Annotated in this window: 22 protein-coding genes; 12 read left to right on the forward strand and 10 right to left on the reverse strand. The window is 75.5% G+C overall.

Annotation, left to right across the window (positions count from 1 at the left end; genetic code table 11):
- Positions 1-472: 472 nt before the first annotated feature.
- A complete protein-coding gene (locus ACIQVD_RS11000; protein ID WP_402287888.1) occupies positions 473-1,591 on the forward strand; it encodes an IS630 family transposase in 1,119 nt (372 codons plus the stop codon).
- A 15-nt stretch (positions 1,592-1,606) separates the two neighbouring features.
- On the opposite strand, the gene ACIQVD_RS11005 is transcribed toward ACIQVD_RS11000, so the two are convergent.
- Both ACIQVD_RS11005 and ACIQVD_RS11010 read right to left on the reverse strand, forming a co-directional pair.
- Positions 1,607-1,993, reverse strand: coding sequence for a hypothetical protein (locus ACIQVD_RS11005; RefSeq protein ID WP_402287891.1), 387 nt, complete (start codon positions 1,991-1,993; stop codon positions 1,607-1,609).
- Positions 1,994-2,140: 147 nt separating this feature from the next.
- On the reverse strand, positions 2,141-3,238 hold the full coding sequence (locus ACIQVD_RS11010; protein ID WP_402287894.1) for a polyprenyl synthetase family protein: 1,098 nt from the start codon (positions 3,236-3,238) through the stop codon (positions 2,141-2,143).
- 376 nt (positions 3,239-3,614) lie between these two features.
- On the opposite strand from ACIQVD_RS11010, the gene ACIQVD_RS11015 reads away from it, so the two are divergent.
- Positions 3,615-4,166, forward strand: coding sequence for a GNAT family N-acetyltransferase (locus tag ACIQVD_RS11015; protein WP_402287896.1), 552 nt, complete (start codon positions 3,615-3,617; stop codon positions 4,164-4,166).
- Positions 4,167-5,711: 1,545 nt separating this feature from the next.
- Here ACIQVD_RS11015 and ACIQVD_RS11020 read toward each other — a convergent pair.
- From ACIQVD_RS11020 to ACIQVD_RS11030, 3 genes are all read right to left on the reverse strand, one after another.
- On the reverse strand, positions 5,712-6,224 hold the full coding sequence (locus ACIQVD_RS11020) for a hypothetical protein (RefSeq protein ID WP_402287899.1): 513 nt from the start codon (positions 6,222-6,224) through the stop codon (positions 5,712-5,714).
- Positions 6,225-6,372: 148 nt separating this feature from the next.
- Positions 6,373-6,594, reverse strand: a complete 222-nt coding sequence (locus tag ACIQVD_RS11025; protein ID WP_402287901.1) for a hypothetical protein — start codon at positions 6,592-6,594, stop codon at positions 6,373-6,375.
- Between the two features lie 74 nt (positions 6,595-6,668).
- Positions 6,669-7,361, reverse strand: coding sequence for a substrate-binding domain-containing protein (locus tag ACIQVD_RS11030; RefSeq protein ID WP_402287904.1), 693 nt, complete (start codon positions 7,359-7,361; stop codon positions 6,669-6,671).
- 66 nt (positions 7,362-7,427) lie between these two features.
- On the opposite strand from ACIQVD_RS11030, the gene ACIQVD_RS11035 reads away from it, so the two are divergent.
- The 8 genes from ACIQVD_RS11035 to ACIQVD_RS11070 all read left to right on the forward strand — a co-directional run bounded on the left by ACIQVD_RS11035 (position 7,428) and on the right by ACIQVD_RS11070 (position 15,769).
- Entirely contained in the window at positions 7,428-8,195 is a 768-nt protein-coding gene (locus ACIQVD_RS11035) for an IclR family transcriptional regulator (protein WP_400692866.1), read from the forward strand.
- Positions 8,196-8,443: 248 nt separating this feature from the next.
- A complete protein-coding gene (locus tag ACIQVD_RS11040; RefSeq protein ID WP_402287906.1) occupies positions 8,444-9,781 on the forward strand; it encodes a 4-hydroxybenzoate 3-monooxygenase in 1,338 nt (445 codons plus the stop codon).
- Positions 9,782-9,808: 27 nt separating this feature from the next.
- A complete protein-coding gene (locus tag ACIQVD_RS11045) occupies positions 9,809-10,837 on the forward strand; it encodes an amidohydrolase family protein (RefSeq protein ID WP_402287909.1) in 1,029 nt (342 codons plus the stop codon).
- Between the two features lie 18 nt (positions 10,838-10,855).
- A complete protein-coding gene (ligK, locus tag ACIQVD_RS11050; RefSeq protein ID WP_400692857.1) occupies positions 10,856-11,545 on the forward strand; it encodes a 4-carboxy-4-hydroxy-2-oxoadipate aldolase/oxaloacetate decarboxylase in 690 nt (229 codons plus the stop codon).
- Between the two features lie 5 nt (positions 11,546-11,550).
- Positions 11,551-12,474 (forward strand): amidohydrolase family protein, encoded by a 924-nt coding sequence (locus ACIQVD_RS11055; protein WP_400692855.1) that lies wholly within the window; start codon positions 11,551-11,553, stop codon positions 12,472-12,474.
- Between the two features lie 4 nt (positions 12,475-12,478).
- Positions 12,479-13,792, forward strand: coding sequence for a protocatechuate 4,5-dioxygenase subunit alpha (gene ligA, locus ACIQVD_RS11060; RefSeq protein WP_400692852.1), 1,314 nt, complete (start codon positions 12,479-12,481; stop codon positions 13,790-13,792).
- 1 nt (position 13,793) lies between these two features.
- On the forward strand, positions 13,794-14,771 hold the full coding sequence (locus tag ACIQVD_RS11065) for a Gfo/Idh/MocA family oxidoreductase (protein ID WP_402287913.1): 978 nt from the start codon (positions 13,794-13,796) through the stop codon (positions 14,769-14,771).
- The gene (locus ACIQVD_RS11070; RefSeq protein ID WP_402287916.1) at positions 14,768-15,769 is read left to right on the forward strand and encodes an aldo/keto reductase; all 1,002 of its coding nucleotides are present in this window, start codon (positions 14,768-14,770) and stop codon (positions 15,767-15,769) included. The genes ACIQVD_RS11065 and ACIQVD_RS11070 overlap by 4 nt, the downstream gene beginning before the upstream one ends.
- Before the next feature lie 19 nt (positions 15,770-15,788).
- Here the strand turns inward: ACIQVD_RS11070 and ACIQVD_RS11075 are convergent, their stop codons facing one another.
- Positions 15,789-16,688: a hypothetical protein gene (locus ACIQVD_RS11075; RefSeq protein ID WP_402287919.1), complete on the reverse strand. Its 900-nt coding sequence runs from the start codon at positions 16,686-16,688 to the stop codon at positions 15,789-15,791.
- Between the two features lie 149 nt (positions 16,689-16,837).
- On the opposite strand from ACIQVD_RS11075, the gene ACIQVD_RS11080 reads away from it, so the two are divergent.
- Positions 16,838-17,155, forward strand: coding sequence for a cupin domain-containing protein (locus ACIQVD_RS11080; protein ID WP_402287921.1), 318 nt, complete (start codon positions 16,838-16,840; stop codon positions 17,153-17,155).
- Between the two features lie 137 nt (positions 17,156-17,292).
- On the opposite strand, the gene ACIQVD_RS11085 is transcribed toward ACIQVD_RS11080, so the two are convergent.
- Both ACIQVD_RS11085 and ACIQVD_RS11090 read right to left on the reverse strand, forming a co-directional pair.
- On the reverse strand, positions 17,293-17,625 hold the full coding sequence (locus ACIQVD_RS11085; RefSeq protein ID WP_402287924.1) for a hypothetical protein: 333 nt from the start codon (positions 17,623-17,625) through the stop codon (positions 17,293-17,295).
- Between the two features lie 351 nt (positions 17,626-17,976).
- Positions 17,977-19,194, reverse strand: a complete 1,218-nt coding sequence (locus tag ACIQVD_RS11090; protein ID WP_402287926.1) for an FAD-dependent monooxygenase — start codon at positions 19,192-19,194, stop codon at positions 17,977-17,979.
- A 123-nt stretch (positions 19,195-19,317) separates the two neighbouring features.
- On the opposite strand from ACIQVD_RS11090, the gene ACIQVD_RS11095 reads away from it, so the two are divergent.
- A complete protein-coding gene (locus ACIQVD_RS11095; protein ID WP_400685341.1) occupies positions 19,318-19,899 on the forward strand; it encodes a TetR/AcrR family transcriptional regulator in 582 nt (193 codons plus the stop codon).
- Between the two features lie 107 nt (positions 19,900-20,006).
- On the opposite strand, the gene ACIQVD_RS11100 is transcribed toward ACIQVD_RS11095, so the two are convergent.
- Both ACIQVD_RS11100 and ACIQVD_RS11105 read right to left on the reverse strand, forming a co-directional pair.
- Positions 20,007-20,747 carry a VC0807 family protein gene (locus ACIQVD_RS11100; protein WP_402287929.1) on the reverse strand — a complete coding sequence of 247 codons (741 nt, stop codon included), beginning with the start codon at positions 20,745-20,747 and terminating at the stop codon, positions 20,007-20,009.
- The gene (locus ACIQVD_RS11105; RefSeq protein WP_402287931.1) at positions 20,747-21,376 is read right to left on the reverse strand and encodes a TetR family transcriptional regulator; all 630 of its coding nucleotides are present in this window, start codon (positions 21,374-21,376) and stop codon (positions 20,747-20,749) included. The genes ACIQVD_RS11100 and ACIQVD_RS11105 overlap by 1 nt, the downstream gene beginning before the upstream one ends.
- Positions 21,377-21,566 lie beyond the last annotated feature (190 nt).

Below are 21,566 nucleotides of genomic sequence, written 5' to 3' on the forward strand. Positions count from 1 at the left end.
CGACCGGCCCGCACGGGCGGCCGGGCCGGTCGCGTCCGGTCAGGTCCGAACTCCCGACCCCGACGCAGACCTGCGGGAGCTCGCCCTCGAAGTCGCAGGCGGCCACGGCCCGGTGCCCGGGCGGCGGCCGGGAGGCGGGAGACGGCGGGCGGCAGGGCCTCCCAGGGGTCCCTCGGCGTCGATCTTGACCGGCCGGCCGATGAAGTCCTCCGCCAGCCCGGCGTCGGGATCGGCCCGGACGTCGAAGCGGCCCGGGTCCGCCCCGGTCCCGCCCCCGAGCCCCGCCCCCGAGCCCCGCCGCGAGGAGTGCCGCCGCCTCCGGCCGGGAGCCTTCAGCACTGGTGCGGGAGATCCGGAGCGCGACGGCTCGCCCCGCCCTACCGAGTGCTGTGACCGCATAGGTCCGCCGGGTTGACTCTGGTGGGCCCTCGGCCGGTTTGATGTCGCGAGACGTTCAACTCGGAGGGGCGCGATGGCAGAGCCGGTCAGGGTCCGCAGGCTCACGGACCAGGAAGGCCAGCAGTTACAGCGGATCGTGCGTCGGGGCAGCACCAGCTCGGTGCGTTACCGGCGGGCGATGATGCTGCTGGCCTCGGCCGGCGGCAACCGGGTCCCGGTCATCGCCCAGCTCGTACAGGCGGACGAGGACACCGTGCGGGATGTGATCCACCGGTTCAACGAGATCGGCCTGGCCTGCCTGGACTCTCGATGGGCGGGAGGCCGTCCCCGCCTCCTCAGCACTGACGACGAGGACTTCGTCGTCCAGACGGCCACCACCCGTCCGGCCAAGCTCGGCCAGCCCTTCACCCGCTGGTCGATTCGCAAACTCCTCGCCTACCTGCGCAAGGTCCACGGTCGAGTGATCCGGATCGGCTGCGAGGCCCTGCGCTGCCTGCTCGCCCGGCGAGGCATCACCTTCCAGCACACCAAGACGTGGAAGCAGTCCACCGACCCCGACTACGACGCCAAGCTCGACCGGATCGAGCACGTCCTGAAACGCTTCCCGGACCGGACGTTCGCGTTCGACGAGTTCGGCCCGCTCGGCATCCGCCCCACCGCGGGCAGTTGCTGGGCCGAACAGGGCGGGCCCGAGCGGCTGTCCGCGACCTACAAGCGCACCCATGGCGTGACGTACTTCCACGGCTGCTACTCGATCGGCGACGACACCCTGTGGGGCGTGAACAGGCGCCGCAAGGGGACTGTGAACACCCTGGCCGCGCTCAGGTCGATCCGGGCCGCGCGCCCGGACGGTGCCCCGGTCTACGTGATCCTGGACAACCTCTCCGCCCACAACGGCAAGAAGATCCTGCGCTGGGCGAAGAACAACAACGTCCACCTCTGCTTCACCCCGACCAACACCTCCTGGGCCAACCCGATCGAGGCGCACTTCGGGCCCTTGCGGCAGTTCACCCTCGCCAACTCGAACCATCCGAACCACACGGTCCAGACCCGCGCGCTGCACGCCTATCTGCGCTGGCGCAACGCCAACGCTCGCCACCCCGACGTCCTGGCCGCCCAACGCAAGGAACGCGCCCGCATCCGCAGCGAGAAGGGCATCCGCTGGGGCGGGCGCCTCTTGCTGACTGCCTGAGCTGACCAGGGGACCCTACTCAGGCTCTTCGTCGGGAGAACGGTGAGTGACCGTCCTCCCGGCAGCGGTCTCGACCAGCGTCAGCGCACCGACCCAGTCGCCGTCCGGGTATTCCCAGCTGGCCTCGTCCAGGAGGACCTTCGCAAGCTGATCTCGCGGCACCAGGTCTCCTGGCTGGAATCCCTGCTGGCCCGACGGCGACACCCAGGGAGCTACCCGCCGGACCTCAATCCACCCGCGGTCCACAAGCGTGAGCAGGACTTCAGCGAGGTCACAAACCGGCCGGGCTTGATCGTCCTCGTCGAGATCCCCCCAGACTCCCGGGAGGATGTCAATCTCGCACGAATTGATCATGAAGGCCCTCTCGGCCTCGGACAACTCGTCCCACTCCTGCTTGCTCATGCGACTAGCGTCGCAGATCCCAAAGGTCCACCAGCCGCGGACCTGACTCGGTGAACGTTGCCGGTCACAGCACGAGGGACTGGCCGTGGTGCAGCGGCTCCGGAGGGGTTCCTCGGCACGGGCCGGTCCTGCCGGGCGCGGCGGGTTTCAGTGGTCGCGGGTGACGGACCAGGCCGGGAGGTGGGTGAAGAAGGCGACGGCGTCCGGGCGCCAGTGCCGCTGCCAGGCGGTGGCCAGGGTGGCGGCGCGGTGGGCGTGTCGGGCGGCTTCGTCGTACAGGGTGCGGTCGAGGCCGCGGGCGCGGGCGAGGTCGCGCAGTTCGGCGAGGGCGTCCTCGTCCGGGTGCGGGACGCCCAGGACGGCGTGCAGGGTGGCGCGGGCGGGGGCGTCGTCGGCGGTGGCGGCCAGCAGGGCGCGGACGAGGTAGCTGCGGCGACCGGCCCGGATGTCGGTGCCGAGGGGTTTGCCGAGGGCGGCCGGGTCGCCGAAGAGGTCGAGCCAGTCGTCGTGGATCTGGTTGGCGATGCCCAGCGCGGTGGCGTAGGCGCGCAGTTCGGCGTCGTGCGGGGCGGGGTCGGCGCCGGCGGCGAGCAGGCCCAGGCGCAGCGGGGCGAGGATCGAGTAGCGGGTGGACTTGTACTCGGTGACGGTGTGCAGGAACCCGGTCTCGGATGCGGGGTGGAAGTCGCGTTCCAGGTCGAGGAGTTGGCCGTTGACCGCGGCGGCCGCCGCGTCGGTGACGACGGTGGCCATGGCCAGGGCGCGCTCGGGGGGCAGGTCGCCGGAGAGCAGGGCCCGGACGGCCAGGAAGGCGGCCAGGTCCCCGGCCAGGACGGTGAGGGCGAGGGCGGTGTCGGGCCGGTCGGGGAACTCCTGGCGGTAGGCGTGGTAGGTGGACGGGCCGCCCCGGCGCACGGGGGCGTCGTCGATCAGGTCGTCGTGGATCAGCCCGTGGGTGTGCAGCAGTTCGATGCCGATCGCGGCGGCGTCCAGGCCGGGCACCGGCCGGTCGGTGGCCAGGGCGGCGGCCTCGTGCAGCAGGGCGACCCGCAGCCGCTTGCCGCCGCGCAGCGACAGTTCGCGCACCAGCGCGAGGGCCCGGGCCGGGAACCTGCCGTGCGGCGGCGGCTCCAGCGGGCCGGCCGCCGGGTCGGCCAGGGCGTCGAGGTGCGCCGCGAAGCGCGCTTCGAAGCGGTGCTGGTGGTCGGCGGCGCGGCGCAGGGCGGCGGTGAGGACGTCGTTCACGCCGCCAGGTTGTCACGCCGCCGCCCCGGCGGGTTCCCCTCCCCCCGGCCGAACTCGCCCGCCGCCGGGCCGACCTGGCCACCGTGCGGGCGCTGGCCGGCGACCCCTCCGTGCACGACCCCGGAGCTGCGGGAGCGGCTGCGCGGCGTCCGGGTGCCCGTCCTGGTGCTGTGGGGCGAGAGCGACCGGGTCGCCACCCCCGGGTACGGCGCCGCCTACGCCTTCCCCGCCGCCCGCTTCGCCGTCGTGCCCGGAGCCGGACACCTCCCCCACCCGGAACAGCCGGAGGCGGTCCTCGCCCACCCGGACCCGAGCTGGACGGCCCGCTCCGCCCCGGGTGACCACGCGCCGGGGCACCGCGGCGTACGCTGCCGGGATGCCCGACCCAGCGCAGTGGCCCGCCGCCACCGAGATCACCGCCGGAGCCCTCCGCCTCGAACCGCTGCGGGCGGCGCACGCCGCGGAGGCGTTCACCCTGCTGGACGACGTACGGCTGCACACCTGGATCGGCGGGCACCCGCTCTCACCGGAGCAACTCCGCGCCCGCTACCGCCGCCTGGAGCGGGGCCGCTCCCCGGACGGCGAGCAGGGCTGGCTCAACTGGATGCTGCGCCGCACCTCCGACCGGCAGCTCGTCGGCACGGTCCAGGCCACCCTGGAGCGCGCCCCGGACGGCCGCGTCACAGCGGAACTGGCCTGGGTGATCGGCACCGCCCACCAGGGACACGGCCACGCCCGCACGGGCGCACTCGCGATGGCCCACTGGCTGCGCGCCCAGCGGGTGGACGTCCTGCTCGCCCACGTCCACCCCGGACACCGGGCGTCCGCCGGCGTCGCCCGCGCCCTCGGCCTGGCCCCGACCGGGACCGTCGTCGACGGCGAGACCCGCTGGAGCAGCGAAGTCCCGCCGTCCGGCCCCGGAACATGACGCACCCGCACGCCCGCCGCGCCGAACGTCTCGCCCTCCACCGGGGCCGTTCCGCCGCCGAGCTCGTCCACCACCGGCCGTGAACGCGGTGAAGACCTTCCGCAGGGCCTCCGGCGGCTGCGGAATCAGCCGGGCGGGCGCGGGCCCGTCCGCCCCCTTCCGGTAGCCGCGGCCGAGGAACTCCTTCAGCCCGGCGTCCAGGACGCCGGCACCCGGAGCGAGGTGGCACCAGCTCCGCCACCGCCACCGCGCGCCCCCCTGCCCACGGCCGTGGCGTGGTCCCGCGGCGCGCCGGAGACCCGGGTCGCGGAGTTCGCCCGGGCGTCCGCCTGTCCGGCGGTCGCTTCACCGTCCTGTGGGCGCGACCTCGACCTGTTCGCGGACCAGGTCGATCGCGGTGATCCGCCCCGCCACCCGTCCGCCCGGCCCGGCCGTCGGCCCGCCCCGCAGCCGGGCGGGCAGGCCGTCCAGGTCGGCCGTGCCGTCCGTGCCGACCTGGACGGTGACCTGCTCGCCGAGCCGCAGCGCCCGCAGTCGGGCCCACCGGAAGTCGCCGGGGGCCGGGTCGACGGACCGGCGCAGGCGCAGGACGCCGTCGGGGTCGGGGCGGGCGGCGGTGAACAGCGGGGGGGTCCTCGTCGGCGAGGAGCGGGAGCAGTGCGGCGCCCCGGGCCCGGGAGAGGTCGGGGGCCGGGTCGTCGGGGTGGTGGAGGGCGGCGGTGATCCGGCCGTCCGGGTGCTCGACGACCAGCTCGACGGTGGCGTCCTGCTCGGTCATCGCGGCGATCCGGGCGGCCACCGCGGCGGCGTCGCCGAGGACGTCGGGCCGGACCGAGAGCCGGGCGCGCGGTGCGAGGCCGGCCCGGACGGTGTCGAGGTTCGCGGGGGTGAGTCGGTACCAGCGGGCCGAGTTGCCCGCGTACAGCTCCTCCAGCAGGGCGGCCTCGCCCTGTTCGACGCACCACCGCAGCCGGTCCCAGAACTCCTGGTCGGCGGGGCGCTGTTGGACCGCGCGCGGCTCCGGTTCGGGGTCGTACGGGGAGGCGTCGATCCGCTCGGCGAACAGACCGGCGGCGTTCGTCGCGGCGACGGCCCGCTCGCACGGCAGGTGGCTGCCGATGTACATGTACTGGTCCCACCCGATGTGCACGGCGAACCGGCCCTCGGCCTCCAGCCGGCACCACAGCCCGCTGTCGCGCAGCATCGCCCGAACGAGCTCCTGCGCGGTCGGCACGTCCACCCGCAGCCCGTCGTGCAGCGCCTCCCGGCCGCCGGGCAGCAGCGCGTCCGGCTCCGGGTCCCGGTACGCCGGTTCCGGCCCGGGGTGGACCGGGACCGGGGGCAGGGACGGCTCCCGCAGCTCCAGCACCGTCACACCGGAGTCCGCGGCGAACGCGGCGACGGCCGCGACGTACGCGGCCTCGACGGGGCCGCGGTCGCTGCGGGTGTCCGTGGTGCCGGTGAAGCGGCCGTACGCGTCACGGTCGGCGGGATCGTCCGCGGTGACGCGGTGGACGTGGCGCAGCATCCGGGCATCGTCGCAGGTCAGTGGCGGGTTCGCCAGCGGGGGCCGGGGCCGATCAGGAGGAGGTGGCGGGAGGGGAGGCGCAGGGCCCAGGCGGGGGTTTCGTCGGGCGGGGCGTGGGGGGCGGGGGCGGCGGGGTGGATGCGCAGGTGGTGGTCGCCGAACTCGATCAGGGTGTCCCAGTCGGGTTCGGTGATCCGGACGGCGGTGATCTCCCGACCGATCAGGGCCCGCAGGTCGTCGGCCAGGTGCCGGGCCCCGGGGCCGGGGGTGGTGCGGGCGGTGGTGGGGCGGTCGAGGGTCCAGCCGCTGCGGGCGACGGTGAGCCAGCGGTGGGCGAGTTCGGCCGGGCCGTCGGGCCGGGGGTCGGGCAGGCCGAGCAGCAGGGCGAACAGGCCCGCGCCGCCGCCGGGGACGTGCACCGAGGTCACCTTGCCGCCGTGCAGGACGGCCAACTGCCGCCGCAGTTCGCCGAGGTCGGTGGAGGGGGCGGCGGCGGAGGGGGCCGTCGAGTGGTCCGTATGGGTCGTCACCGCACCCAGTCTCGGCACCGGGCGCGGGGCCGTCCAGCCGTTATCGGCGCGCCGCGTCGCGGAGTTGACGGCGCGCCGGGCGGTGCGCTATCGCCCGGCGGGCGGCTGGACGGACCCGGGGCCGGGGCCGGGGCCCGGGACAGGAAGGCTAGCGCCGGTTGCGCGGGTGGTCGCGTGCCGTGCGCTCGTTGCCGTGCTTGTACGCGCCCGTCCAGCGGGCCATCACCAGCTGGGCGTCACCGGAGTCGGCCTCCGCGAGGAACTTCTCGGCGCGCGCCCCGCGCAGCGTACCGGCCGGGCGGCCCTGGTGGGTGATCGTGACGGTGCCGTCGGGGCGCCGGTCGTAGCTGAAGCCGAAGGGTCTGGGCATGGCCGCGATGGTAGGCGGTCGGGCCGGTCCGCCGGAACCGAATTCGGCCGGGCCGGTCCGGCGCCGGTCGGGGGTCACCCGGCGGGACGGCCGGTCGCCGGGGTGTGCGGGTGCATTCCGCGGGCCCGGGCGGTGGGCGGGGCTCCGGCGGCGGCGAGGCCGTCGAGCAGGTCGAGCAGGTGGCGGGCGGGGCCGGGGCGGGGGGTGGCGGTGAGGACGGCGGCGGCGAAGGTGGAGGTGATGGCGGTGTCTCCGGGCAGCGGGCCGAGGACGCGGATGCCGGGGAGGTCGGCGAGTTCGCTGTGCTGCTGGAAGGCGAGGTCGGCGCGGCCGTCGGTGAGCAGGTGGCCGGCGGGGGTGCCGGGCGGGGCCTGGACGAGGCGGACCCGGGCGGTGAGGCCGAGCCGGTCGACCAGGGCGCGCAGGGCGGTGCCGCTGGGGCCGGTGGAGTGGGCGACGGCCCGGGCGGTGGTGAGCAGGGTGCGCAGGTCGGCGGTGGTGGCGAGGGCGGCGGGCGGGGCGGCGGCGGGCACGGCGGCGACGGTGGCGGAGTCCCAGAGCGGGCGGGGGCGTTCCACCAGCCCGTCGGCGTGCAGCGCGGCGAGCGCGTCGGCGGCGAGCACGGCGAGGTCGGCGGACGCGCCCGCGCGGATGCGGCGGGCCACCTCGACGCCGCCGGCGGCCTCGAACCGTACCGGGGGCAGCAGCGGGACGAGGTCGGCGAGGGCGGGGCGGACGGCCATCGAGGTCAGGGCGAGCAGGTCCACGGGGGTTCCTCCAGGGGCAGGGGTGAGGCCGGCGGGGGCCGGACGGGCGGGTGCGAGACTGGCGGGATGAGTGCGAACCGGGTTTCGGCGGCCGGCAAGGTCCTCCAGGTGCTGGCGGTGTTCGACCGCGAGCACCCGTCGCGGACGCTGTCGGAGATCGCGCAGTGCACGGGGCTGGCGATCAGCACCGCGCACCGGGTGGTGGCAGAGCTGGCGTCCTGGGGCGCGCTGGAGCGGGCCGAGGACGGGTCGTGGCACGTGGGGCTGCGGCTGTGGGAGATCGCCTCGGGGTGTCCGCGGACCCAGATCCTGCGGGACGCGGCGCTGCCGTTCATGCAGGACCTGTACGAGGCGACGCACGAGAACATCCAGCTGGCGGTCCGCGAGGGCACCGAGCTGGTGTTCGTGGAGCGGATCGCGGGGCACCGCTCGGTGGAGCTGCTGACGATGGTGGGCACCCGGTTCCCGGTCGGGTCGACGGGGATGGGCCGGGTGCTGCTGGCGCACGCGCCGCGCGAGTTGCAGGAGGAGGTGCTGGCGGCGCCGCTGCGCTCGTGGACGCCGCACACGGTGACCGACCCGAGGACGCTGCGGGCGCAGCTGGACCTGATCCGCCGCGAGCAGGTGTTCGTGAGCGACCGTCAGCTGTCGGAGAGCACGGTGGCGGTGGCCGCGCCGGTGCGGATCGGCCGGACCGGGCCGGTGGGCGCGGCGCTGGGGATCGTGGTGGCGGCGCGCGGCGCGGAGCGGGCGCGGGGGCTGCGGGAGCCGCTGCTGCGGGCGGTGCACGGGATCTCCGAGGAGTTGGGGCGGCGGGCCCGCACGGCGCTGTAGCGCGCCCGACGCCGTGACGTGCCCGACGCCGTGACGCGTACGACGCACCGCGTACGACACCGCACCGCGCACGACGCCGTGGGCCGTCCCGCAGTCTGCGCCGCGCAGCCCGCCGCGAGCAGCGCGTTTCCGTCAGGCGGAAAGGGTGGCGACGGCCGGCGGAACGAGCTGCCAACGTTCGGGGCGTGCCCGGCCGGCCTGTCGCCCCGGGCGCCGTCACCCCCGCCCCGCCGTGCCCTGGAGCCGTCATGCCCGAATCCGTCACCGACTCCGCCGTCGATGCCGCTGCCGACTCCGTCACCGTCTCCGGCTCCGTCACCGACTCCGTCACCGTCTCTGGCTCCGTCACCGACTCCGGCTCCGGCTCCGGCTCCGATGCGGCCGACGACGCGGTCGACACCGTCACCGAGGTGCCCGTCGCGGTGGTCGGCGCGGGCCCGGCGGGGCTGATGCTGGCGCACCGGCTGGGCCGGGCCGGGGTGGAGGCGGTGGCGGTCGACCTGCGCACCCGGGCGGAGATCGCGGGCACCCACCGGGCGGGCATCCTGGAGGCGGGCGCGGCCCGTGACCTGGTGGAGACCGGGGTGGGCGACCGGGTCCTGCGCGAGGGCCACGAGCACGGGGGCACCGAGCTGCGTTTCGGCGGCCGGGCGCACCGGATCGACTTCCGGGAGCTGGTGGGCGCCTCGGTGTGGCTGTACCCGCAGACCGAGGTGTTCGCCGACCTGGCGGACGCCCGCGAACGGGACGGCGGGACGGTGCACTTCGGCGTCCGCGGCACCGAGGTGCTGGACGTCGCGACCGACCGCCCCCGGGTGCGCTTCACGGCGGCGGACGGGACGCGGCACGAGCTGCGGGCCCGGTACGTGGTCGGCGCGGACGGCTCGCGCGGCACCTGCCGCGGCCTGGTCCCGGCGGCGCTGCGCACCCGGTACGGCGCCGAGTACCCGTTCGCCTGGTTCGGCGTGCTGGCCCAGGCCCCGCCCAGCGCACCGGAGTTGGTGTACGCGCACTCGGAGCACGGCTTCGCGCTGGTCAGTCGGCGGACGGCGACCGTGCAGCGGATGTACTTCCAGTGCGACCCGCGGGAGCGGCCGGAGGACTGGCCGGACGAGCGGATCTGGGCGACCCTCCAGGCCCGGGTCGCGGGCCGGGACGGCTTCCGGCTGGTCGAGGGCCCGGTCCTGGAGCGGACGGTGCTGCGCTTCCGGTCCTTCGTGCAGGAGCCGATGCGCTGGGGTTCGCTGCTGCTGGCGGGCGACGCCGCGCACACCGTGCCGCCGACCGGCGCGCGCGGGCTGAACCTGGCGCTGCACGACGTCAAGGTGCTGGCGGGCGTGCTGCTGCGGGCGCTGGGCGCCGAGGGCGAACCGGCGCTGGCCGACTACCAGCCGCAGGCGCTGCGCCGGGTCTGGCGGGCGCAGCACTTCTCGTCCTGGATGACCCGCCTGCTGCACACCGCGCCGGACGCCTCCCCGTTCGAGCTGCGCCGCCAACTGGGCGAGCTGGACGGCGTGGTGGGCACCCGCGCGGGCCGCGCGTACCTGGCCGAGCAGTACACCGGCTGGCCGTCCGCCGGCGCCTGAACCCCTCCGACCTCCCAGGAGAACCCCGTGATCATCGACGCGCACGGCCACTTCACCACCGCCCCGCCCCGGCTCGCCGCCTGGCGCGAACGCCAGGTCGCCGCCGCGGGCGACCCGGCCGCCGCCCCCGACCCGGCCGGGCCGCGCATCTCGGACGACGAGCTGCGCGCGGCGGTCGAGCCCCACCAGCTGCGGCTGATGGACGAGCGCGGCACCGACCTGACCGTCTTCTCGCCGCGCGCCAGCTTCATGGCCCACCACCTGGGCGACTTCGCGGTCTCCGCCGCCTGGGCCCGGATCTGCAACGACCTGGTGCACCGGGTGGGCGCGCTGTTCCCGGAGCGCTTCGCGATGGGCGCGATGCTGCCGCAGTCGCCGGGCGCGGACCCGGCGAGCTGCCTGCCGGAGCTGCGGCGGGCGGTGGAGGAGCTGGGCGCGGTCGCGGTGAACCTCAACCCGGACCCGTCGGGCGGGCACTGGAGCGCGCCGCCGCTGACCGACCGGAGCTGGTACCCGCTGTACGAGGCGCTGGTGGAGTACGACGTCCCGGCGATGGTGCACGTGTCGACCTCCTGCAACCCGGCGTTCCACACCACCGGCGCGCACTACCTGAACGCCGACACCACCGCGTTCATGCAGCTGCTCCAGGGCGACCTGTTCGCGGACTTCCCGACGCTGCGGCTGGTGGTCCCGCACGGCGGCGGCGCGGTGCCCTACCACTGGGGGCGCTTCCGCGGGCTGGCGCAGGCGCTGGGCGGGCCGCGGCCGGAGGAGCTGGTGGGCACGAACGTCTTCTTCGACACCTGCGTGTACCACCAGCCGGGCATCGACCTGCTGGCCTCGGTGGTCCCGTCCGGGGGCGTGCTGTTCGCCAGCGAGATGATCGGCGCGGTGCGGGGGGTCGACCCGCTGACCGGCCACCACTTCGACGACACCCGGCGGTACGTGGACGCGACCGACCGGCTCACCGACGCGCAGCGGGCGGCCGTGTACGCCGGCAACGCGCTGCGCGTCCACCCCCGACTGGCCGCCCGCCTCGCCGCGGCCGGCCGCTGAGACCCCCAGGAGCAGACCATGACGCACCCCGAACTCGGTGTCGTGCACACGAGGATCGAGCGGCCCGATCCGGCCGCGGTGGCCGCGCTGGCGGCCTTCGGCACGGCGACCGTCCACGAGGCGATGGGCCGCACCGGCCTGGCCCGCCCGTACCTGCGCCCGGTGTACCCGGGGGCGCGGCTGTGCGGCCCGGCGGTGACGGTGCTGCTCCAGCCGGGCGACAACTGGATGCTGCACGTCGCGGCGGAGCAGATCCGGCCGGGCGACGTGGTGGTGGCGGCCTGCACCACGGAGAGCGAGGACGGGTTCTTCGGCGAGCTGCTGGCGACCTCGTTCCGCTCCCGGGGCTGCGCGGGCCTGGTGATCGACGGCGGGGTGCGGGACGTCGCGGAGCTGGCGGCGATGGACTTCCCGGTGTTCTCCCGGGCGGTCAGCGCCCGCGGCACGGTGAAGGCCACCCTGGGCTCGGTCAACGTCCCGGTGGTGTGCGCCAACGCGCCGGTCCGCCCGGGCGACGTGGTGCTGGCGGACGCGGACGGCGTGGTGGTGGTGCCGCGCGAGCGGGCCGCCGGGACCGCCGAGGCGTCCGCGCGGCGCGAGGAGAACGAGGCGGGCAAGCGCGAGCGGCTGCGCGCGGGCGAGCTCGGCCTGGACATGTACGCGATGCGCGGCCCGCTGGCCGCGCTCGGCCTGCGCTACGAGGACTGATCGCCGTGACGGAACAGCAGAAGACCCCGGGCTGGCTGGACTGGCACCCCTCCCCCGGCCGCCCCGAACTGGACCTCCCTGCGGGCGCGGTGGACGCGCACTGCCACGTGTTCGGCCCGGCGGCCGAGTTCCCGTACGCGCCCGAGCGCAAGTACACCCCGTGCGACGCCTCCGCCGAGCAGCTCTTCGCCCTGCGCGACCACCTGGGCTTCGCCCGCAACGTGATCGTCCAGGCCACCTGCCACGGCGCCGACAACCGGGCCCTGCTGGACGCGCTGCGCCGGTCGGACGGCCGGGCGCGCGGCGTGGCGACGGTGCGGCCCGGCATCTCGGACGCCGAGCTGCGCGAGCTGCACGAGGCGGGGGTGCGCGGGGTGCGGTTCAACTTCGTCCGCCGCCTGGTGGACGTCACCCCGCGCGCGGACCTGCGGGACGTGGTGGCGCGGATCGCCCCGCTGGGCTGGCACGTGGTGCTGTACTTCGAGGCCGCCGACCTGGCCGGGCTGCGCGAGTTCTTCCTCTCCGTCCCGGTGCCGCTGGTGGTCGACCACCTGGGCCGCCCGGACGTGTCGAAGGACCCGGACGGCCCGGAGTTCGCGGAGTTCCTCTCCTTCCTGCGGGCCCGGGAGGACGTCTGGTGCAAGGTCGGCTGCCCGGAGCGGCTCTCGCTGACCGGCCCGCCCGCGCTGGACGGCGAGCGGGCCGCGTACCGGGACGTGGTGCCGTTCGCCCGCCGGGTGGTCGAGGAGTTCCCCGACCGGGTGCTGTGGGGCACCGACTGGCCGCACCCCAACCTGAAGGGCCACATGCCGGACGACGGCCTGCTGGTCGACTTCCTGCCGCACGTCGCGCCCACCCCCGAACTGCGCCGGCGGCTCCTGGTGGACAACCCGAACCGCCTGTACTGGCCCGAGAACGAAGGGAGTTGACGGCATGGCACTGGACCGCACCTACCGGCTCGTCCCCGGCACCACGATCTTCGACGCCGAGCAGTCCGCCCGCGGCTACCACCTCAACCAGTTCTGCATGTCGCTGATGACGGCCGAGAACCGGGCCGCGTACCTGGCCGACGAGCGCGCCTACCTGGACGCCTGGCCGCTGCGCGAGGAGCAGCGGCGGGCGCTGCTGGAGCGGGACCTGAACGCGGCGGTGCGCGAGGGCGGGAACATCTACTTCCTCGCCAAGTGGGGTGCCACGCTGGGGCTGTCGTTCCAGCAGATGGCGGGCTCGATGACCGGCATGACCGAGCGGGAGTACCGGGAGATGATGGTCTCCGGCGGCCGCTCGGCCACCGCCTCGGGCAGCCGGATCGACCACGCCGTGCTGGAGGCCGCGCACGCCGGCCAGGCGCCGCCCGCCGAGCACGCCGCCGTCTCGGCCGCCGTGTTCACCTCGCACGTCCCGGCGATCGGCGCCGCGCTGGACCACGGCAGGACCGGGGAGCCGTACTGGCGGCCGGTGTTCGCCGGGTACGAGCACTCCCGGCGGTGGGCCGCCGCGCACGTCCCGGACGTGGTGGTCCTGGTCTACAACGACCACGCCAGCGCCTTCGACCTCTCGCTGATCCCGACCTTCGTGCTGGGCACCGGCGCCGCCTACCCGACCGCCGACGAGGGCTACGGCCCGCGGCCGGTGCCCGGCGTCGAGGGCGACCCGGAGCTGGCCGCGCACCTCGCGCACTGCCTGATCCAGGACGACTTCGACCTCACCCTGGCCAACGAGATGCCGGTCGACCACGGGCTGACCGTGCCGCTGTCGCTGATGTTCGGCGAGGTGGAGCGCTGGCCGTGCAGGGTGATCCCGCTGCACGTCAACGTGGTGCAGTACCCGGTGCCGTCGGGGGCGCGCTGCTTCGAGCTGGGCCGGGCGCTGCGCCGGGCGATCGAGTCGTACCCGCGCCCGCTGGACGTGCAGGTCTGGGGCACCGGCGGGATGAGCCACCAACTCCAGGGCCCGCGCGCCGGGTTGATCAACCGGGAGTGGGACAACGCCTTCCTGGACCGGCTGGTCGCCGACCCGGCGGGCCTGGCCCGGGTGCCGCACCTGGAGTACGTGGAGGAGGCCGGCTCGGAGGGCATCGAGCTGGTGATGTGGCTGATCGCGCGCGGCGCGCTGAGCGACGTGGACGACGGCGGCGCCGTGGACGTCGAGCACCGCTTCTACCACGTGCCGGCGTCCAACACGGCCGTCGGCCACCTGATCCTGACCAACCGTCCGCAGGGCCCGACTCCCGCCGAGGAGAACTGAGATGACCAAGCAGCAGCCCCTGAGGATCGCCCTGGCGGGCGGCGGCGCGTTCGGCGCCAAGCACGCGGCGGCCCTGCGCCGGATCGAGGGCGTGGAGGTGGCCGCCGCGGTCTCCTCCTCGCTGGACGGCGCCCGGCGCTTCGCCGCCGAGCAGGGCATCGCCCGGGCGGCGGGCAGCCTGGAGGAGGTGCTGGCGATGGACGACGTGGACGCGGTGGTCCTGGCCACCCCGACGCCGCTGCACGCCGCGCAGACCCGGCAGTGCCTGGCGGCGGGCAAGCACGTGCAGGTGGAGATCCCGGTGGCGGCCTCGCTGCCGGACGCCGAGGCGTGCGCCGCGGCGGCCGAGCGCACCGGCCTGGTGGCGATGGCCGGGCACACCCGCCGCTTCAACCCCAGCCACCAGTGGGTGCGCCGCCGGGTCGCGGCGGGCGAGCTGACCATCCAGCAGCTGGACGTGCAGACCTACTTCTTCCGCCGCAGCAACCTCAACGCGCTGGGCCAGCAGCGCAGTTGGACCGACCACCTGCTGTGGCACCACGCCGCGCACACCGTCGACCTGTTCGCCTACCAGACCGGCTCGCCGATCGTCCGGGCCAACGCGCTCCAGGGCCCGCTCCACCCGGAGCTGGGCATCGCGATGGACATGTCGGTCCAGCTCCGGACCGCGAGCGGCGCGATCTGCACCCTCTCGCTCTCCTTCAACAACGACGGCCCGCTGGGCACCTTCTTCCGCTACATCGGCGACACCGGCACCTACCTCGCTCGCTACGATGACCTGGTGACCGGAGAAGACGAACCGATCGACGTCAGCGGCATCGACGTCTCGCTGGACGGCATCGAACTACAGGACCGCGAGTTCGTCGCGGCGATCCGCGAGGGCCGCGAGCCGAACGCCTCGCTCGCCCAGGTGCTGCCCTGCTACCGCACCCTGGCCGACCTGGAACGGCAGCTCACCGCCGCCCCGGTGGGCGCATGAGCACCCTGCGCGGGATCGGGCCGTTCGAGGTCCCGGCCGTCGGCCTCGGCTGCATGAACCTCAGCCACGCCTACGGCACCCCGCCCGCCCCCGAGGACGCGGCCGAACTGCTGCTGTCCGCGCTGGACGCGGGCGTCACCCTGTTCGACACGGCCGCGCTGTACGGCTTCGGCGCCAACGAGGAGTTGGTCGGCCGGGTGCTGGGCCCGCACCGCGAGCGGATCGTGCTGGCCTCCAAGTGCGGCATGACCGGCGTGGACGGGCGGCGGGTCATCGACGGCCGCCCGGAGACGATCCGGCGCACCGCGGAGGAGTCGCTGGCCCGGCTGCGCACCGACGTGATCGACCTGTACTACCTGCACCGGCTCGACCCGGCCGTCCCCGTCGAGGAGAGCGTCGGCGCGCTGGGCGAGCTGGTCGCGGCGGGCAAGGTCCGCGCGATCGGCCTGTCCGAGGTGTCGGCGGCCACCCTGCGCCGGGCGCACGCGGTGCACCCGGTGGCGGCGCTGCAGAACGAGTACAGCCTGTGGACCCGCAACCCGGAGCGCGGCACCCTGGCCGCCACCCGCGAACTGGGCGTCGCCCTGGTCGCGTTCAGCCCGGTCGGCCGCGGCTTCCTGACCGACGAGCCGCCCCGGACGGCCGACCTGCCGCCCGGCGACATCCGGCTCGGCATGCCGCGCTTCACCGACGCCCACTACCCGGCCAACCTGGCCCTGCGCGCCGAGCTGTCCGCCCTGGCGGCGGCCGCGGGCCTGACGGTGGCCCAGCTGGCCCTGGCCTGGGTGCTCTCCCGGGGCGAGCACGTCCTGGCCATCCCGGGCACCCGCTCGGTGTCCCACCTGCGCGAGGACGTCGCCACCCTCGACCTGGACGTCCCCGCCGAGCTGCTGGCGGCGGCCGACCGGGTGCTGTCCGACCGGACGGTGCACGGCGCGCGCTACGCGGCGGCGACCCTGCCGGAGATCGACACCGAGCGCTGCGGCGCGGCGGGCTGACCCCACGGCGCTCCCCGCGTCACCCGGCCTCGGCGGGCAGCACGGCCACCGAGGCCGAGGTGGTGCGCAGCCGTACCCGATGGTCGGCGCCCGGCTGCTCGGGCAGCGCGATCCGGACGTCGGCGGAGGCCGCGTCCGACTCGAAGGCGTACCCGTCGTCGGGGTGGTCGGCCGGCAGCCGCAGGGCCACCGAGGCGGACGTCGACTCCAGGGTCAGGTCGCCGGGCGGGGCGGCGAAGCCGAGGTCGGCGCTGCCGGAGCGGACCGACACCGTCGCGTGCTCCGGGCGCAGGCCGACGGCGGTGCAGCGGATCGAGGCCAGTGACAGCGCGAGGTCGCCGCGCAGCCCGGACAGTGCGATCTCCCCGGACTCCTGGCGGACCGTCAGCGCGGTGTCCTCCGGGACGGTGAGCCGCAGCACCCCGCCGCACCGCGCGAGCGGCCCGCCGTCCGCGGCGGCGCACCGCACGGGCACGGCGCCGTCGCTCCCGGCCGGCCCGAACCCGACCCGGCCGAGGGCCTCGGAGCCCTCGGGCAGGTACGCGGCGGTGGCGGCGGAGTCGCGGGAGCCGACGATCTCGACCCGGCCCGACACCCCGTCCAGCAGCAGCGCGTGCGGACTCCCCGGCAGCGCCTGCGCCCCGTCCCCGACCACCGGCCCGTCCACCGGACCGACGACCGGCGCGGGCATCGACCCGTGCACCGGCCCGCGCCCCTCCCGACCGGCCAGGGCCACCGCGCAGGCCCCCACCAGGACCAGCACGGCCGCCGCCGCGCCGAACCGCCACGCGCGGCGTCGCCCGCCGGGCGGAGCGGCGGTCGGCGGCGCGCCCGGCTTCGGCGGGGCGACCGGATGGGGCGGGGCCACCGGGTGCGGCGGCACGGACGGCTCCGGGTTCGGCGGTGCGGTCTCGTTCATGCCAGGCCGTGTGCCCGCTCCGGGCCGGATGCATTCTTTACCGAACGGTCGACCAACCGCCGCTCCCGGTCGGGTAGTTTCCGGGTCCTCCCCTTGATGTCGAGACACGGGCCCGTCCGGACGGGCGGGTCCGTCAGGAGGCGTGCGCCGTGAACCCGGCCAACTTGACGGTCAACCTGACGGAGACGGCGGCCGGTCTCCCGGAAGCCTGGAGCTCCCTCCCCCTGGGCCTGGTGGGACCGGCCTGCGTGAAGGTCCTGCGGATGGACGGGACACCGCTGCCCGAGGAGAGCCACCGCACCGCCGAGGCACCCCTCGTCCTCGACGGCCGGCTGGAACTCCTACTGGAGGGCACCCCACTGCCGGTGCGGGCGGGCGAGCTGTACGTGGTCCCGGCCGGGACCGCGCACGCGGTCGGCCCGGGCAGCCGAGGCACCCTGGTGATCGTGGAATTCCCGGAGGAGTGACGACCCGCCGGGCCGCCCCGGGCACGGGGGGTTCCGTCAGAGATTCCTAGGGCCTGTCTTCAAACCCCCGTCGTAGCCCTGGGGCGTCCGGTGCGTGCTCTCGGCGTGCCGGGCGAAGGGCCTCGTACCGGATGTACTCAGCTCTCTGCCCGGGACGGCGGGAGTGGGTGCCAGGCGTTGCGGGGCAGGCGGGGGTTTGAAGACAGGCCCCAGCGCCGGTGCCGGGTGTGCGGGCGGCGGTTGCGGCCGATCAGGAAGGCTGCGGTCCCGGCGCCGAGCAGCACCAGCCCGGTAGCGCCGACCGAGAGGTCCGCGCCCGTCCAGGCGAGGTCGGACGTCGCAGCCCGGCCCACCGGGCCGGTCGGCTGCCCGGTCGGCGCGTCACCGGAGGTCGCGTCGCCGGAGGCCGCGGGGTCGGCGATCGACGTGGCGGCCGGGTCGCCCTGGTCGGCGTCGGGGGCGGTGGTCAACGCCGCTGCACCGGCGGTGGGCGTGCCGGTCGGAGCCCCTCCGGCGGCTCGCGACCGCTCTGCGCGCTGGAGCAGCACGAGCCCAGCCCCGTCGAGGAATTGACGTCCGCATCAGCGGACGCACCCGTGAGCCTGAGCGCGAGCGACCCACCGGCCTCGTCATCCGCCGTCCGCCGCCCCGCCGCTGCCGCGACCGCCCACCTGCCGGCGCGCTGGAGCAGCACGAGCCCAGCCCTGCCGAGGAGTTGACGCCCGTATCAGCGGACGTACGCGTGAGCCTGGGCCTGGGCGACCCACCGGCCTCACCCTCCGCCGTCCCGCCACTGCCGCGACCGGGGCCCGTCCCCCGCTCTACGCTGCCTCCGCCGCCTCGGTCGCGCTGCGGCCGTGCTCGGTGCCCGCCATCGCCCGCCGCACCAGCGGACGGAGCGGACGCGACTGGAGTGCCCGCATCGCCAGCGCGTTGGCCCGGATGCCCAGGGCCGTGGCAGGTGCCATGGAGGCGACCCGGCCGGGCGGCAGTTGCTGGGCCGAGGTGACTCGCGGGCGCATCGCCCGCTCGTAGGAGGCCAGCGCGGCGGGCAGCCGCCTGGGGTCGGACGGGACGTCGGCCGACTTCAGCGCCGCGGCCAGTTCGGCGGCGCCGCGCAGCGCCAGCGCGGTGCCCAGGCCGCTGAGCGGGCTCGCGCACCAGGCGCTGTCGCCGAGCAGCACCACCCGGCCGTCGCGCCAACTCGGCATCTGCACCTGGTCGAAGGTGTCCAGCGCGAAGTCCTCGGCCTGCCGTGCGGCGGCCAGGAACTCCGTCGCGCGCCACCCGACGTCGGCGAAGGTGCGCTCCAGCAGGGCGAACCTGGCTTCGCGGTCCTGTCGGGGCGGCAGGGAGTCGGCGGCGAAGGTCAGCCCGACCTCCTGCTCGCCCGCCCGGCCCGGCCGGGCCTGCACGCTGCGGCGGCCGGGCTCGTTGTAGATCAGGAACCAGCCGTCCAGTCGCGGCGTCCCGGGCCGCTCGGCGAGGGTGAACCAGGCGTGTGCCAGGCCGAGCGGCTTGCGGTAGCGCTCCTCCGGGCCGAACCGCAGGGCGCGGACCCGGGAGTGCGCGCCGTCGGCGCCCACCACCAGGTCGAACTCCTCCGTCGTTCCGCTGCGGAACCGCGCGCGCACGCCGCCGGGGGTGTCCTCCAGCGCCTCGACGGTCTCGCCGAACCGGTGCGTGACGCCCGGGCCGGCCGCCCGGTGGATGATCCGGGCCAGGTCGGTCCGGAGCAGTTCCTCCTCGGAGACGTAGCCGCGACCGTCGAAGGCGGTGACCGGCATCTCGGCCAGCCGCCGCTCCCGCGCGTCGATCCAGGCCGCCCCGGCCTGCGGCACCAGGCACTCCAGCGCGGCCGGGAGCAGCCCGAGTCCGTCCAGCACCTCGCGGCAGTCGCCGCGCAGGTCGACGGTCTGCCCGCCGGCCCGCGGCGCCGGGGCGATCTCGGCGACGGTGACCGCCCAGCCGTCCCGCTCCAGCATCAGCGCGAGCGTGTCCCCCGCGATCCCGCCGCCCACCACCAGAACCCGTGTCATGACGCCCTCCCCTTCACCGTTTACCGTTGACCTCGACCGCACTGACGCGAATCTTTCGCATTTAGCCTGGCACGCCTACCCCACTAACGCAACAAATTCGCGCTAAGGCGCTAAACTGGCGTGGTGACGCAAGCAACGGGAACGTCCCGGCCCGGCGGCCGGACCGCCCGCACCAGAGAGGCCGTGCACGCCGCCACCCGCGAACTGCTGGCCGAATCCGCCGACGGCACGGTGGAGATCGCCGAGGTGGCGGCGCGTTCCGGCGTGCACGTGGCCACCATCTACCGGCGCTGGCGGACCGCCGACGGCCTGATCATCGACACCGTGGTGGAGGAGCTGGGCCGCCGCTCGCCCCTGCCCGCCACCGGCGACCTGCGGGCCGACCTGCTCGGCTGGACCAGCCGTCTGCTCACCGAACTGGGCGAGCCCGGCCACCTGGCCTTCTTCCGCGCCATGCTGCGGGCCGGCGACCAGGGCGAGCACGGCCTCGACTTCGTCGAACCCCGGATCCGCCAGCTCCGGGCCACCCTGGACGCCGCCGGCGCCACGGTGCTGACCTGGGGCGACATCTTCGAACTGATCCTCGCCCCGGCCTACGTCCGCGCCCTGCTCGCCTCCCCGATGGACCCGGCGACCGACGCCCCCCGCCTGGTCGACAACATCATCGCGATCCGGACCGCCCGGGAGCGGGCGCGGCAGGACTGACGGCCGGACCGGAGCAGCGGCCCGCGCCGACACCGCCGGCACCGCCGACAGCACCAACGGCGCCGACCGGTCCGACCGAGTCGGTCGGGCCGGTCGGCGCGGGCCGGTCAGACCTCCAGGCCGTGCCGCTTGATGTACCAGAAGTGGAAGGCGAACAGCGCGCCCAGCACGGCCAGCCACTGCAGGGTGTTCACCAGCGGGACGGCGCCGATCGGCAGGGTCAGCGCGAACGCCACCCGCACCAGCGCGTCCAGCGCGAAACCGCAGCCCCAGACCAGGGTCAGCAGGCGCAGGTCACGGCGGAAGACCGGGTCGTGCTCCCACTGCCCGGCCCAGGCGTCCGCGCCGACCGGGCCGATCTTCGCGGCGACCACCGTCCGGGCCGCGCCGAGCATGAACGGGCGGCGGGTCAGCAGGCTGCCCAGCACCCACAGGCCGATCACACCGAACACCCAGCTGTCGCGCACCAGCAGCACCCGCGGGCTGCCGGTGACGGCCGACAGCAGTGCCCCCACCGCGATCAGCACCAGCGCGAACACCGGCATCGGGTCCAGGCGCCGGTTCCGGACCAGGCCGTAGAGCACCCACGGCAGGGCCGCCAGGCCGCTCAGCGTGATCGCCAGCCACTGCCCGGCGCCCAGGCCGAGCAGCACGTAGTAGGCGGCCAGCGGCACCCCCAGCTCGAACAGGACGGAGCGCAGCAACTGCCGCTTCCCGCGCGCCGCCCGCTCCTTCGGCGTCGCCCCGTCGCCCGCGTACGCCGCCCAGTCGACCCGGCCGTCCGCGCCGCGCGGCAGCTCCGTCCGGCCCGCCCCGGCGGCTTCCGCCCGTACCTGCTGTCCGTCCATCACTCTTCCCCCAGTCTCCGATGCGTCTCCAGGCAGACCTCCGCCGGGCGGACCGCCCGGTCGAACAGGTCGGCCAACTCCCTTGCACTGGCGGCCACGTCGAGCTCCGGCTCGCGCAGCACCCGGACCAGCACCGCGTCGATCGCGCCCCGGACGGCCGTCACCAGCACCCGGGCGTCGAACGGGCCGTACTCGCCGTCCGCCTGCGCCCTGCGGACCTGCTGCTCCTGGAAGTCCATGACGGCCCGTCGGCTCGCGGCGAACTCGCCCGCCGCGTCGTCCCCCTGGCCGTTCAGGATCTCCACCAGCGCGGCCAGCTCGCGCGGGTGCGCGGCCACCAGCTCGATGTTGGACTCGATGAAGGCCCGCAACCGCCCGCGCGGGCCCACCGCCGCGTCGATCCGCGGCAGCATGTACGCCTCCGCGACCCGCAGCACCTCCGCCACCACCTCGCGCAGCAGGTCGTCCTTGCCCTTGAAGTGGTACGAGATCAGCCCGGTGCTGCTCAGCCCGGCCTGTTTGGCGATCCGCGCGAACGACGCCTTGGCGTACCCGGCCTCCGCGATCACCTCGATGGCGGCCGCCACGATCTGCTGACGCCGCGCCGATTCGGTGAATGTGCGCCCCACCGGGAACCCCTCTCTGCTCGCCCGAGCCACATCTTGCTCGCCTGAGCAAGAAGGTAGCCCTGTTTGCTCGTCCGAGCAAGAGCCCGCGCACGCAAGCAGACGGTCCGTCAGGGACCGCCCACCGGAGGAACGGTGGCCCGGCCGTTCCCGCCATCCGGCCGTCCCCGTCATCCGGCCGCGCTCCCGGCGG

It is taken from the genome of Kitasatospora sp. NPDC090308, assembly GCF_044769485.1.
In the GTDB taxonomy this organism is placed as follows: domain Bacteria; phylum Actinomycetota; class Actinomycetes; order Streptomycetales; family Streptomycetaceae; genus Kitasatospora; species Kitasatospora fiedleri.

Bases quoted from the DNA above. Each gene is read 5' to 3' on its own strand.
- ligK (WP_400692857.1), top strand. From the start codon at position 10,856: ATGACGCACCCCGAACTCGGTGTCGTGCACACGAGGATCGAGCGGCCC.
- ACIQVD_RS11025 (WP_402287901.1), bottom strand. From the start codon at position 6,594: ATGCCCAGACCCTTCGGCTTCAGCTACGACCGGCGCCCCGACGGCACC.
- ACIQVD_RS11005 (WP_402287891.1), bottom strand. From the start codon at position 1,993: ATGAGCAAGCAGGAGTGGGACGAGTTGTCCGAGGCCGAGAGGGCCTTC.
- ACIQVD_RS11075 (WP_402287919.1), bottom strand. From the start codon at position 16,688: ATGAACGAGACCGCACCGCCGAACCCGGAGCCGTCCGTGCCGCCGCAC.
- ACIQVD_RS11015 (WP_402287896.1), top strand. From the start codon at position 3,615: ATGCCCGACCCAGCGCAGTGGCCCGCCGCCACCGAGATCACCGCCGGA.
- ACIQVD_RS11100 (WP_402287929.1), bottom strand. From the start codon at position 20,747: ATGGACGGACAGCAGGTACGGGCGGAAGCCGCCGGGGCGGGCCGGACG.
- ACIQVD_RS11090 (WP_402287926.1), bottom strand. From the start codon at position 19,194: ATGACACGGGTTCTGGTGGTGGGCGGCGGGATCGCGGGGGACACGCTC.
- ACIQVD_RS11035 (WP_400692866.1), top strand. From the start codon at position 7,428: ATGAGTGCGAACCGGGTTTCGGCGGCCGGCAAGGTCCTCCAGGTGCTG.
- ACIQVD_RS11000 (WP_402287888.1), top strand. From the start codon at position 473: ATGGCAGAGCCGGTCAGGGTCCGCAGGCTCACGGACCAGGAAGGCCAG.
- ACIQVD_RS11070 (WP_402287916.1), top strand. From the start codon at position 14,768: ATGAGCACCCTGCGCGGGATCGGGCCGTTCGAGGTCCCGGCCGTCGGC.
- ACIQVD_RS11040 (WP_402287906.1), top strand. From the start codon at position 8,444: ATGCCCGAATCCGTCACCGACTCCGCCGTCGATGCCGCTGCCGACTCC.
- ACIQVD_RS11065 (WP_402287913.1), top strand. From the start codon at position 13,794: ATGACCAAGCAGCAGCCCCTGAGGATCGCCCTGGCGGGCGGCGGCGCG.
- ligA (WP_400692852.1), top strand. From the start codon at position 12,479: ATGGCACTGGACCGCACCTACCGGCTCGTCCCCGGCACCACGATCTTC.